The organism is Aeromonas aquatica (assembly GCF_000764655.1).
Lineage (GTDB): Bacteria > Pseudomonadota > Gammaproteobacteria > Enterobacterales > Aeromonadaceae > Aeromonas > Aeromonas aquatica.
The window spans coordinates 1-11,544 of sequence record NZ_JRGL01000112.1 but is presented as its reverse complement, the minus strand read 5'-3'; the positions used below and the strand labels follow the sequence as shown (position 1 = coordinate 11,544).

10 protein-coding genes and 1 tRNA gene are annotated in these 11,544 nt (G+C 60.2%); 7 read left to right on the top strand and 4 right to left on the bottom strand.

The window, feature by feature from the left end; all coding sequences use genetic code 11:
• Positions 1-180: 180 nt before the first annotated feature.
• The 6 genes from LG30_RS0114050 (at position 181) to LG30_RS0114025 (ending at position 7,043) form a co-directional block, all read left to right on the top strand.
• Complete coding sequence (locus tag LG30_RS0114050; RefSeq protein WP_033131325.1) at positions 181-1,797, top strand: ABC transporter substrate-binding protein; 1,617 nt, start codon at positions 181-183, stop codon at positions 1,795-1,797.
• Positions 1,798-1,895: 98 nt separating this feature from the next.
• Positions 1,896-2,816 (top strand): oligopeptide ABC transporter permease OppB, encoded by a 921-nt coding sequence (oppB, locus tag LG30_RS0114045; RefSeq protein WP_033131323.1) that lies wholly within the window; start codon positions 1,896-1,898, stop codon positions 2,814-2,816.
• Between the two features lie 14 nt (positions 2,817-2,830).
• On the top strand, positions 2,831-3,742 hold the full coding sequence (gene oppC, locus LG30_RS0114040) for an oligopeptide ABC transporter permease OppC (RefSeq protein WP_033131322.1): 912 nt from the start codon (positions 2,831-2,833) through the stop codon (positions 3,740-3,742).
• A 77-nt stretch (positions 3,743-3,819) separates the two neighbouring features.
• A complete protein-coding gene (gene oppD / locus LG30_RS0114035; protein ID WP_033131321.1) occupies positions 3,820-4,815 on the top strand; it encodes an ABC transporter ATP-binding protein in 996 nt (331 codons plus the stop codon).
• On the top strand, positions 4,816-5,811 hold the full coding sequence (gene oppF, locus LG30_RS0114030; protein ID WP_033131320.1) for a murein tripeptide/oligopeptide ABC transporter ATP binding protein OppF: 996 nt from the start codon (positions 4,816-4,818) through the stop codon (positions 5,809-5,811).
• A gap of 287 nt (positions 5,812-6,098) precedes the next feature.
• Complete coding sequence (locus tag LG30_RS0114025) at positions 6,099-7,043, top strand: TerC family protein (protein ID WP_033131319.1); 945 nt, start codon at positions 6,099-6,101, stop codon at positions 7,041-7,043.
• 188 nt (positions 7,044-7,231) lie between these two features.
• On the opposite strand, the gene alr is transcribed toward LG30_RS0114025, so the two are convergent.
• On the bottom strand, positions 7,232-8,458 hold the full coding sequence (gene alr, locus LG30_RS0114020) for an alanine racemase (protein WP_033131318.1): 1,227 nt from the start codon (positions 8,456-8,458) through the stop codon (positions 7,232-7,234).
• A 176-nt stretch (positions 8,459-8,634) separates the two neighbouring features.
• Between alr and LG30_RS0114015 the strand changes: the two genes are divergently transcribed.
• Positions 8,635-9,081 (top strand): methyltransferase family protein, encoded by a 447-nt coding sequence (locus tag LG30_RS0114015; RefSeq protein WP_033131317.1) that lies wholly within the window; start codon positions 8,635-8,637, stop codon positions 9,079-9,081.
• 54 nt (positions 9,082-9,135) lie between these two features.
• On the opposite strand, the gene LG30_RS0114010 is transcribed toward LG30_RS0114015, so the two are convergent.
• The 3 genes from LG30_RS0114010 to LG30_RS0114000 form a co-directional block, all read right to left on the bottom strand.
• The gene (locus tag LG30_RS0114010) at positions 9,136-10,389 is read right to left on the bottom strand and encodes a dicarboxylate/amino acid:cation symporter (protein ID WP_033131316.1); all 1,254 of its coding nucleotides are present in this window, start codon (positions 10,387-10,389) and stop codon (positions 9,136-9,138) included.
• Positions 10,390-10,609: 220 nt separating this feature from the next.
• Positions 10,610-11,071 (bottom strand): CC0125/CC1285 family lipoprotein, encoded by a 462-nt coding sequence (locus tag LG30_RS0114005; RefSeq protein WP_052101083.1) that lies wholly within the window; start codon positions 11,069-11,071, stop codon positions 10,610-10,612.
• A gap of 184 nt (positions 11,072-11,255) precedes the next feature.
• A tRNA-Pro gene (locus tag LG30_RS0114000) sits at positions 11,256-11,332 on the bottom strand.
• Between the last annotated feature and the right edge of the window lie 212 nt (positions 11,333-11,544).

Below are 11,544 nucleotides of genomic sequence, written 5' to 3'. Positions count from 1 at the left end.
TCCGTCAGACGGTATTTAAATGCTGAAGAAATGGCTGGAAGCTGTTTCTTTAACCAGTAAGCATGGGTTCCTCTGACAATATCTATTGCATTATCAGAATTGACAGGGAATTATGCTGACGGCGAGGTATTTATCTCGTTGATGGACAAACGCATGGAATGTTCTTGTTGGAGTATGGAAATGACTCATAAAAAAACAATTATTAATACCCTCTTGGTGGCAGCATTGTTTGGCGGTATCAGCGCGGCACAGGCCGCCGATGTGCCTGCCGGCACCAAGTTGGCAGACGTTCAGACCCTGGTGAAAGGCAATGGATCCGAGCCTGCAACCCTGGACCCGCACAAGGTCGAGGGAACGGTCGAATCCAATATTCTGCGCGACCTGTTCGAAGGTCTCGTCTCTTCCGGTCCCAAGGGTGAAGTGCTGCCCGGCGTGGCCGAGTCCTGGGAAACCAAGGACAACAAACACTTCGTGTTCCACCTGCGCAAAGATGCCAAGTGGTCCAACGGGGATCCCGTGACCGCCCACGATTTCGAATTCGCCTTCAAGCGGGCCGTCGATCCCAAAACCGCTTCTCCTTATTCCTGGTATCTGGAAATCCCGACCATCATCAATGCCAGTGCCATCATCGCAGGCAAGCAGCCAGCCGATAGCCTGGGTGTGAAGGCGGTGGACGACTACACCTTCGAAGTGCAGCTGGAAAAGGCAGTGCCCTATTTCGTCAGCATGCTCTCCCACACCACCACCTACCCGGTGCCGAAGAAGGTGATCGAGCAGTATGGTGAGAAGTGGACCCAGCCTGGTCATATGGTGTCCAACGGTGCTTACCAGTTGAAAGATTGGGTGGTCAACGAGCGCGTCGACGTCGAGCGCAACCCCAACTACTGGAACAACGCCAAGACAGTGGTCAACAAGGTGACCTACCTGCCGCTCCAGAACACCGCGGATCTGAACCGCTACCTGGCCGGTGAAGTGGACATGACCTACCAGATGCCCATCGAGCGCTTCAAGCAGATGAAGAAAGAGAAGCCCGATGAGCTGAAGGTGACCGGTTACGTCGGTACCTACTACTACCAGTACAACTTCAAGAAGAAGCCGTTTGACGATGTGCGAGTGCGTACCGCGCTCTCCTACGCCATCGATCGCAACGTGATCGCCGACAAGGTGATGGGCCAGGGCCAGACCCCGGGCTACACGCTCGTTCCTGATTTTGTCGACGGCTTCAAACCGGTGGCACCGGACTGGTCCAAACTGACCCAGGCCGAGCGTAACACCAAGGCCAAAGAGCTGCTGACCGAAGCCGGTTTCGGTCCGGGTCACCCGCTCAAGTTCGAACTGCTCTACAACACCGACGACAACCACAAGAAGGTCGCCGTTGCGGTCGCCTCCATGTGGAAGAAGCTGGGTGTCGAAGTGAGCCTGGTGAACCAGGAGTGGAAGACCTACCTGCAAACCAAGGCGCAGGGTCAGTTTGACGTGGGCCGCGCCGGCTGGATCGCGGACTACAACGAAGCCTCCTCCATGCTGGATCTGATGCAGACCACCCACGGCAACAACGATGGCAAGTACTCCAACGCCACCTTTGACAAGCTGATGAGCGAGTCTCGCGATCAGGTGGATGATGCCTCCCGCAACAAGCTCTATGTCCAGGCCGAAGAGATCCTGGCCAAAGACATGCCGATCGCGCCCATCTATCAGTACGTGACTGCCCGTATGGTGAAACCTTTCGTGGGCGGTTACCCGGCCAACCCGCTGGATAACCTCTACAGCAAAGATATGTACATCGTTGCTCACTGAGTAAAGAAACAAGTCGCATAACAAAGCAGGCCCGCCAGATGGCGGGCCTTATATTACAACCGCGACCCTTTGGAAGCAGTACAGGACAGGAACTGTCAATGTTGAAATTTATCTTTAAACGTCTACTGGAGGCGATCCCGACTCTGCTGGTCTTGATCACCGTCTCCTTCTTCATGATGCGCTTTGCCCCGGGCAACCCCTTCACCAGCGAACGCGCTCTGCCGCCGGAAGTGCTGGCCAACATCGAGGCCAAGTACGGCCTGGACAAGCCCATCGGCGTGCAATACCTCAGCTATCTTGGCAATCTGGTCCAGGGTGATCTGGGTCCCTCGTTCAAATACAAAGACTTCAGCGTCAACGATCTGGTGAGCCAGGCGCTGCCGGTGTCCGCCAAGATAGGCTCGGTTGCCTTCCTGCTGGCGGTGACCTTGGGGGTGACCTTCGGCACCATAGCCGCGCTCAAGCAAAACACCTTCATCGACTACTTATTGATGTCGTCGGCCATGACCGGGGTAGTGATCCCGGGCTTCGTGCTGGCGCCCTTGCTGGTGCTCTTCTTCAGTATTTATCTGGGCTGGCTGCCAGCCGGGGGCTGGCAGGGCGGGGGAGCACAATACATGGTGTTGCCGGTGTTCGGCATGATGATGTACTACGTCTCCGCCATCTCGCGCATCATGCGTGGCAGCATGATCGAGACCATGAATTCCAACTTCATCCGCACCGCCCGCGCCAAGGGCCTGCCACTGCGCCACATCATCCTGAAACATGCGCTGCGCCCGGCCATGTTGCCGGTGGTGTCCTACCTGGGCCCGGCCTTCGTCGGCATCATCACGGGCTCCGTGGTGATCGAGACCATCTTCGGCCTGCCGGGAATCGGTCAGCTGTTCGTCAACGGTGCCCTCAACCGTGATTACTCCATGGTGCTCGGTCTGACCATTCTGGTCGGCGCCCTCACCATTACCTTTAACGCCGTGGTCGATATTCTCTATGCCGTCATCGATCCCAAGATCCGTTACTAAGTCGGGAGTACATCATGGTTGTTACAACTGAAAAGCGCGAAGCCGTCGAGGCGTTCGCCCAGAAAGTGGACGTGGTGGAAGGGCGTTCCCTGTGGAAGGATGCCCGTCGCCGATTCCTGCGCAACAAGGCGGCGCTGACCAGCCTCATCATATTGAGCATCATAGGGCTGGCGGTGATCGTCGGGCCGCACCTGTCTCAATTCACCTTCGATGATCCGGACTGGGATGCCATGCAGACCGCGCCGGACCTGGCCGCGGGCCACTACTTCGGCACCGACAGCCTGGGGCGCGATCTGTTCGTGCGCACCCTGCTGGGCGGCCGTATCTCGCTGATGGTCGGCATCATGGGCGCCATGGTGGCGGTGATCATCGGCACCTTGTATGGCGCGGCCTCCGGCTTCATCGGCGGTCGCGTCGACAGCCTGATGATGCGCATTCTGGAGATCCTCAACGCCTTCCCCTTCATGTTCTTCGTGATCATGCTGGTGACCTTCTTCGGTCGCAACCTGGCCCTCATCTTCCTCGCCATCGGCGCGGTGAGCTGGCTGGACATGGCGCGGATAGTGCGAGGCCAGACTCTGAGCCTCAAGAGCAAGGAGTTCATCGAGGCGGCCCACGTCTGTGGCGTCTCCAAGTGGAAGATCATCACCCGTCACATAGTGCCGAACGTGCTCGGCATCGTGGCTGTGTACGCCACCTTGCTGGTGCCGGGCATGATCATGTTCGAATCCTTCCTGAGCTTCCTGGGGCTCGGTGTGCAGGAGCCCATGACCAGCTGGGGCGCCCTGCTGGATGAAGGCTCCAAGTCGATGGAAGTGGCCATCTGGCAACTCCTGTTCCCCGCCGGTTTCATGGTGGTGACCCTGTTTTGCTTCAACTTCCTCGGGGATGGTCTGCGTGATGCGCTCGATCCAAAAGATCGATAAGAAAGCAGCCATGGAACGCGCATAGCGTCCAAAGGATTGCCAGCCAAGCGCCACGAAAGATCGATAAGGAGTTTTTTATGAAGTTACTGGATGTAAAAGATCTGCGGGTCGAATTCAAGACCCCGGACGGCAATGTGGTCGCCGTAAACGACCTCAACTTTTCTCTGGCCGCCGGTGAGACCCTGGGGATCGTCGGCGAGTCCGGCTCTGGCAAGTCCCAGACCGCGTTTGCCATCATGGGCCTGCTCGCCAAGAACGGCGTCATCACCGGCTCCGCCAAGTTCCAGGGTGACGAGATCCTGAACCTGCCGGAGTCCAAGCTCAACCGTATCCGCTCCGAGAAGATCGCCATGATCTTCCAGGACCCCATGACCTCCCTGAACCCCTATATGAAGGTGAAGGATCAGCTGATGGAAGTGCTGATGCTGCACAAGGGGATGAGCAAGGCGGCGGCGTTCGAGGAGTCGGTACGCATGCTGGACGCGGTCAAGATCCCCGAGTCGCGCAAGCGGATGAACATGTACCCGCACGAGTTCTCCGGTGGCATGCGCCAACGGGTGATGATCGCCATGGCGCTGCTCTGCCGCCCGCAGCTGCTCATCGCCGATGAGCCGACCACGGCGCTGGACGTGACGGTGCAGGCCCAGATCATGACCCTGATGAACGAGCTCAAGCGGGAGTTCAATACCTCCATCATCATGATCACCCACGACTTGGGCGTGGTGGCCGGTATCTGTGACAAGGTGCTGGTGATGTATGCCGGTCGCACCATGGAGTACGGCCGGGTCAACGACATCTTCTACCGCCCGAGCCACCCCTACACCGAGGGGCTGCTGCGCGCCATTCCCCGTCTCGATACCGAAGGGGAAGAGCTGCCCACCATCCCGGGCAACCCGCCCAACCTGCTGCGTCTGCCCACCGGCTGCCCCTTCCAGGAGCGTTGCCACCGGGTACACGAGATCTGTGGCAAGCAGTCCCCGATCCTGACGCCCTTCGGCGATGGCCGGGCACGCGCCTGCCACTGGGAATCGGATGTCATGAATGCGGGTGTGATCGTCAAGGGGGCCAACTAAATGGGTACCGACAAGAAACTGCTGCTGGAAGTGTCCGACCTCAAGGTCCACTTCAGTATCAAGAGTGACAAGGCCTGGCCCTGGGCCAAACCCTCGGCGCTGAAGGCGGTGGATGGCGTCACCCTGCGCCTCTACGAGGGGGAGACCCTGGGCGTAGTGGGGGAGTCCGGCTGTGGCAAGTCCACCTTCGCCCGGGCGCTGATCGGCCTGGTGCCGGCCACCGATGGCAAGGTCGTCTGGCTCGGCCAGGATCTGACCCAGCTCGATCATCAGGCGCTGCGGGAGAAGCGCAAGGAGATCCAGATGATCTTCCAGGATCCGCTGGCTTCCCTGAACCCGCGCATGACCATAGGCGACATCATCGCCGAGCCGCTCATCACCTTCTATCCCCAGCTCTCCAAAGAGCAGGTGAGAGACAAGGTACGCACCATGATGACCAAGGTGGGGCTGCTGCCCAACCTGGTGAACCGCTATCCGCACGAGTTTTCCGGCGGTCAGTGTCAGCGCATCGGCATCGCCCGGGCGCTGATCCTGGAGCCCAAGATGATCATCTGTGACGAGCCTGTCTCGGCGCTGGATGTCTCTATCCAGGCTCAGGTGGTGAACCTGCTCAAATCCCTGCAAAAGGAGATGGGGCTGTCCCTCATCTTCATCGCCCACGATCTGTCGGTGGTCAAACACATCTCGGATCGGGTGCTGGTGATGTATCTGGGCAACGCGGTGGAGCTCGGCACCCGCCAGGAGATCTTCGCCAACCCCTTGCATCCTTACACCAAGGCGCTGATGTCGGCGGTACCCATTCCGGATCCGGACCTGGAGCGCAGCAAGGTCATCCAGATCCTGGAAGGGGATCTGCCCTCGCCGATGAACCCGCCGTCCGGCTGCGTGTTCCGCACCCGCTGCCCGGTGGCCGGCCCCGAATGTGCCAAGACCCGGCCCATGCTGGAGGGGAACTTCGACCATGCGGTCTCCTGCCTCAAGGTGGATCCACTCTGAGGCTGACAACTCGATAAGGGCGCCTGCTGGCGCCCTTCTTTTTTGCATGGCGGATAAGATGCCTCTTGGCGTTATCTTTCAGGGTTGCTATCATCCGCCCAACAAGGGGAGTAACTTCTCGTCGGTTTGTCGTCATTACGGTGCACCCATATCCTGCAGTGCACCCGGCAGCCGGGCAGCAATCATCTTGCTGTAAGTGAGACCTTGCCGAGAGGCAAGGTGTATCTGCTCCCAAAGCGAACCCACGCCTCTCGGTCGTGGGTTTTTCGTTTTTGGGAGAAGTGAAAATGGGTGAATGGTGGATGTGGACAGGCTTCTTCAGCATAGTGCTGGTCCTGTTATGGATTGATATCCGCTTCGTCGGCGGTGGCAAGGCGCACAAGGTGTCGCTCAAGGAAGCGGGCATCTGGTCCCTGGTCTGGGTGAGCGTGGCCCTGCTGTTCAACCTGGCCATCTGGCTCTGGCTGGATCACAGCGCCGGCCGTGAAATAGCCAATCAGAAGGGGCTGGAGTTCCTCACCGGCTACCTCATCGAGAAGGCGCTGGCGGTGGACAACGTCTTCGTCTGGCTGATGCTGTTCGGCTACTTTGCCATCCCGGCCGAGCTGCAGCGCCGGGTGCTGCTGTACGGGGTGCTGGGTGCCATCGTGATGCGGGCTGGCATGGTGTTCGCCGGCAGCTGGCTCATCGAGCAGTTCCACTGGATCCTCTACCTGTTCGGCGCCTTCCTGCTGCTGACCGGGGTCAAGATGCTGTGGGCCGCCGACAAGGAGCCGGATCTCGCCAACAACCCGCTGCTGGGCTGGATGCGCCGCCGCTTCAAGGTGACGGAGCATCTGGAAGGGGAGAACTTCTTCGTCTGGCGTGACGGTGTGCGCTATGCCACGCCGCTGCTGCTGATCCTGGTGCTGGTGGAGGTGAGCGATCTCATCTTCGCGGTGGACAGCATCCCGGCCATCTTCGCGGTGACCACGGATCCCTTCATCGTGCTGACCTCCAACATCTTCGCCATCATGGGCCTGCGCGCCATGTACTTCCTGCTGGCGGGGGTGGCCGAGCGTTTCGCCCTGCTGAAATACGGCCTGGCGCTGATCCTGATGTTCATCGGGGTCAAGATGCTGCTGCTGGAGGTGTTCAAGATCCCGACCGGCATTGCGCTCGGTATCGTGGCGCTGATCCTGCTGGCCTCCATGGGGCTCAGCCTCTGGGTGACCCGTAAAAAGGAGGCGTGAATAAGCTCAGCGGGGTCTGTTCAAGATCCCCCTGAGTGACATCGCGCTCGGTATCGTGGCGCTGATCCTGCTGGCCTCCATGGGGCTCAGCCTCTGGGTGACCCGCAAGAAAGTGACCGACCAGAAGACGGTGTAAGCACCCGCAAAAAGGGCTCCCTCGGGAGCCCTTCTTCATTTCAGATCTGTGCTTAGCGCTTGATCTTCTTGGGGTTGGTGTAGCCCCAGATGGTGTACATGTCCGCCAGCAGGGCGCCGTTGTACTCCTCCAGATCCGCCTGCTTCACCTCGGCATCCCCCTGGCGGCCGAACAGCACCACCTCGTCACCGGGTTTCACCCCCTTCAGATCGGTCACGTCCACCATGATGGTGTTCATGGAGGTCTTGCCCACCACGGGCACCTTCTGACCCTGGATCAACACATAGGCCTTGTTGCTCAGCGCCCGGCGATAGCCGTCGGAGTACCCCAGCGGCAGGTTGGCCAGCAGGGAGTCGCGCTTGAGGGTGAAGGTGCGGTCATAGCCGACGGTGTTGCCGGCCGGGTAGTGGTTGACCGAGGCGACCTGGGTCTTGAACGCCATGACGCGCTTGTACTCGGTGTAGGAGGGGATGGAGTCGCCGTAGAGCAGGCCGCCCGGGCGCACCATGTCGAAGTAGGCGTCAGGCACTTCCAGGGTGGCGAAGGAGTTGGCGGCATGGATGGTGATCTTGCTGCGATCCAGCTTGCCCGCTTCCAGCAGCCACTGGCTGTCCAGCTTGAACTGGGCCAGCCCCAGCTTGACGTCCTCTTTCTCCTCTACCGGGAAGTGGGTCATGATGCCGACCGGGGTGATGCCCGGCAGCTTGAGCATGGCCAGGGCCTCGTCCTTGGCGCCGGACTGGCGAAGGTCGATGCCGTTGCGGCTCATGCCGGCGGAGTTCAGGCCAAGGTGCACCGGCACCTTGGTATGGTGGCGCAGGGCGATGTCGGAGATGCCCTTGGCACTCTCCAGGCTGCCGATGAGCTCTTCCAGCTTGTAGGGCAGCGCCTGCTCCACCTCGGTCGGGGTGGCTGCACGGACCCGCATCAGTCGGCCCTCGAAGCCCTTCTCGCGGGCCACCCGGGCCTCTTCGTTGCTGGCGATGCCGATGCAGGGGATATTGGCTTTGACCACCGAGGGCACCAGCAGATCGATGCCGTGACCGTAGGCATCCGCCTTCATGATGGCGCAGATCTGCGGGCCCTTGTCACCGAGGCGATCCTTGAGGGTCTGGATATTGTGTTCGAACGCGCCCAGATCCACTTCCAGCCAGGCGTTGGCGGCGGTCTGCTCCTGGCCGTTGCGGGTGTCGCTGGCGAGCGGCAGGTAGGGGGCGGCGACCGCCTGACCGGCCAGCAGGCCGAAGACAAGGGTGGCGAGCAGGGTTTTCTTGTGCATGGAATGATTCCTTCTTATTTTCCTGTTGAGGATGGTCTCGGCTTGGATGCGAGAGGCGGTAGCATTGGGGCTGTATGTTGCTATGCTAATGATATATTTCATTTTTTTCGCCAAGCTACCGGCGCAGCGAGTGTATCGCAATGGCGTCATTTGTGGCACTTTTGAAGGAAGAAAATATGCGTTTCGAGCTGCGGATCCCGCCTTTGTTGCTGTTTGTCGTCATCGCGCTCGCCATGTGGCTGGGGAGTGGCGAGGCCAGAGAGGCGGGCGTCTTGTGGGTACTGGCCGCGGGCCTGTGGTTGGTGGGAGCTGTGCTGGGGGGAGGGGCACTCATGCACTTTCGAAGGCAACGCACCACGGTCAATCCCATTCGCCTGCAACAGAGCCGGGTGCTGGTGACGGGCGGGGTCTATCGCATCAGCCGCAATCCCATGTATCTGGGGCTGCTGTGCTGGCTGATGGCGCTGGCTTGTTATTTGGGCGGTATCGCTGTCTGGCTTGGCCCCTTGCTGCTGGTGGCCTGGCTCACCCGCTTTCAGATCTTGCCGGAAGAGCGTGCCCTGCGCGCCCGCTTCGGCATCCCCTATGTGCAGTACTGCCGGCGGGTGAGGCGCTGGTGCTGACCGCCAAACGAAAAAAGGCCCGCAGTTGCGGGCCTTTTGCTGGGTGTCCTTGACTCAAGCCTTGGCGAGTTCGCCCTCGGGCTGGGTCTCTCCCAGGCTGTCTTCCGTCTTTGCCACCACGCTGGCGGCGATGGCGTTGCCCAGCACGTTGGTGGCGGAGCGACCCATGTCGAGGAAGTGGTCTATGCCGAGCAGCAGCAGTATGCCGGCCTCCGGGATCTGGAACTGGTTCAGGGTGGCGGCGATCACCACCAGGGAGGCGCGCGGCACCCCGGCCATCCCCTTGGAGGTGACCATCAGCAGCAGCAGCATGGTGATCTGCTGGGCCATGCTGAGCTCTATGCCATAGGCTTGGGCGATGAACATGACCGCGAAGGTGCAGTACATCATGGAGCCGTCCAGGTTGAAGGAGTAGCCCATGGGCAGCACGAAGCTGGCGATGCGCTTGTCACAACCGAACTTCTCCAGCCTGTCCAGGGTCTTGGGATAGGCGGCCTCGGAGCTGGCGGTGGAGAAGGCGAGCAGTATGGGCTCGCGGATCATGGCCAGCAGGGTCAGGATGCGGCGACGGATGAACAGGCTACCCATGGCGATGAGCAGCAGCCAGAGGCAGGCCAGGGCCAGGTAGAACTGGGCCATGAAGGTGCCATAGGTGGCGAGGATGCCGAGCCCTTCCTTGGCGACCATGGCGGCGATGGCGCCGAACACCGCGAAGGGGGCGAAGTTCATCACGTAGCCGGTCACCTTCAGCATGATCTCGGCGCTGCTTGCCATCAGCTTGACCACGGGTTTGGCGGCATCCCCCAGGGCGGCGGCGGCCAGCCCGAAGAAGAGGGAGAAGACCACGATCTGCAGGATCTCGTTGGTGGCCATGGCCTCGATCACGCTCTTCGGGATGGCGTGGGTCACGAAGTCCTTGAGGGAGATGGCGGTGGCGGCCACCCCTGAGCTCGCGCCGTCATCGGGCAGGGAGAGGGAGAGGCCGACCCCTGGCTGCATCAGGTGCACCATGATCAGGCCCAGAGTCAGGGACATCAGGGAGGCCAGCATGAACCAGCCCAGGGTCTTGGCGCCGATGCGGCCCACGGTGCGGGTGTCGCCCATCTTGGCGATGCCGACCACCAAGGTAGTGAACACCAGGGGGGCGATGATCATCTTGATGAGGCGCAGGAAGATGTCGGTCAGTATGGTGATGTCACTGGCAAAGGTGGCGGCCTGGGCCGGGGCAAACAGGCGATAGCCTTGCCCGGTAAAAATGCCAAGCAACATCGCAATGAGGATGGCAACGGTCAATTTGTTCATTTTCATGGGGGGACAGTCTCGATATGTGCAGTGCCTGTGCAGGTGGGCAGGGTGCCACCTCAGTCCGTTTTTGTGATCCGGGCCATGGAATCCTGACAGCCGGTGTGCTGGCAGCATGCCTAATCACAGAATGGAAATCCAGCGGCTTATGGCAGAACTTTATGTTGTTATTAGTTGTATGTGATATGGATCTTGCATTTAACTTATATTAATCACTGCTTATTTTTTAGTTTGCAATATAAACAGCTTCCAGGCTCTGGTCGTCCAGTGGGCGGTGGCCGAGGGAAAAGGTCAGCAGTGCCGAGGTGCGGTACTGCACGTGCATCTCGTCCATGAAGGTGTCAGGTTCGTACTCATCGAACCCGAACCGGGGGCGGGCGGGGGTGACCCTGACCGCATCCCGTGACAGGGTCAGCTCGTGCACCTGCACCCATTCATAGCCCTGTGCCAGCGCCATCTCCCCCGCCCGCTTGAGCACGTACTTGCGGGCCGTCTCCCTGTCTATCTGATCGTTGCCGACAAACTCCAGCTGCCATTGATCGGGGCCGAGCCGGGTCTGGGAGAAACCGGTCTGGCCGTTCCAGAAGGATTTCTCGCTGTCATAGGCGGTGGCGCAGCCGCCGAGCTGGCTCAGCAGCAGGCCGGCGCACAGGGCGAGGCAGGGGAGGAGAGGGCTGGGGCGCGACATCTTGCTGGCCGGTGGGTAGACACGGCTTTACTACAGCACAACGGGATCGCCGAGACAATCGCTCTGGGTCGATGAGGGGCCGCACTGCTCTGTTCGCCCTTCCCTGACTCGATGAGGGCTGCGTTCTTCTGGCCGTACAAAAACAAAAGGCCTTGTCGTTTGACAAGGCCTTTCGCGGGGAATTTGGTCGGTGTGAGAGGATTCGAACCTCCGACCCTCTACACCCCATGCAGATGCGCTACCTGGCTGCGCTACACACCGACGGAGTCAGCTCGGCTGACGGGGGCTGAGTTTATGGAGATGACCCTGCCCTGTCAACAGGGGAAATCCCGCGCCGAGATCGTTTGCCTGCTTTGCGAGCAATCTGTGCTTAAAGCAGCGCCATTCGCCAAAAAAACAGGCCGCCTTGGTGGCGGCCCGTTGGTATCGGCGGGTATCGGATCAGCGGTTGAAAGTCAGTCGCTTGCCCAGCA

Bases quoted from the DNA above. Each gene is read 5' to 3' on its own strand.
- LG30_RS0114015 (WP_033131317.1), top strand. From the start codon at position 8,635: ATGCGTTTCGAGCTGCGGATCCCGCCTTTGTTGCTGTTTGTCGTCATC.
- LG30_RS0114010 (WP_033131316.1), bottom strand. From the start codon at position 10,389: ATGAAAATGAACAAATTGACCGTTGCCATCCTCATTGCGATGTTGCTT.
- alr (WP_033131318.1), bottom strand. From the start codon at position 8,458: ATGCACAAGAAAACCCTGCTCGCCACCCTTGTCTTCGGCCTGCTGGCC.
- oppB (WP_033131323.1), top strand. From the start codon at position 1,896: ATGTTGAAATTTATCTTTAAACGTCTACTGGAGGCGATCCCGACTCTG.
- oppF (WP_033131320.1), top strand. From the start codon at position 4,816: ATGGGTACCGACAAGAAACTGCTGCTGGAAGTGTCCGACCTCAAGGTC.
- LG30_RS0114005 (WP_052101083.1), bottom strand. From the start codon at position 11,071: ATGTCGCGCCCCAGCCCTCTCCTCCCCTGCCTCGCCCTGTGCGCCGGC.
- oppD (WP_033131321.1), top strand. From the start codon at position 3,820: ATGAAGTTACTGGATGTAAAAGATCTGCGGGTCGAATTCAAGACCCCG.
- LG30_RS0114025 (WP_033131319.1), top strand. From the start codon at position 6,099: ATGGGTGAATGGTGGATGTGGACAGGCTTCTTCAGCATAGTGCTGGTC.
- oppC (WP_033131322.1), top strand. From the start codon at position 2,831: ATGGTTGTTACAACTGAAAAGCGCGAAGCCGTCGAGGCGTTCGCCCAG.
- LG30_RS0114050 (WP_033131325.1), top strand. From the start codon at position 181: ATGACTCATAAAAAAACAATTATTAATACCCTCTTGGTGGCAGCATTG.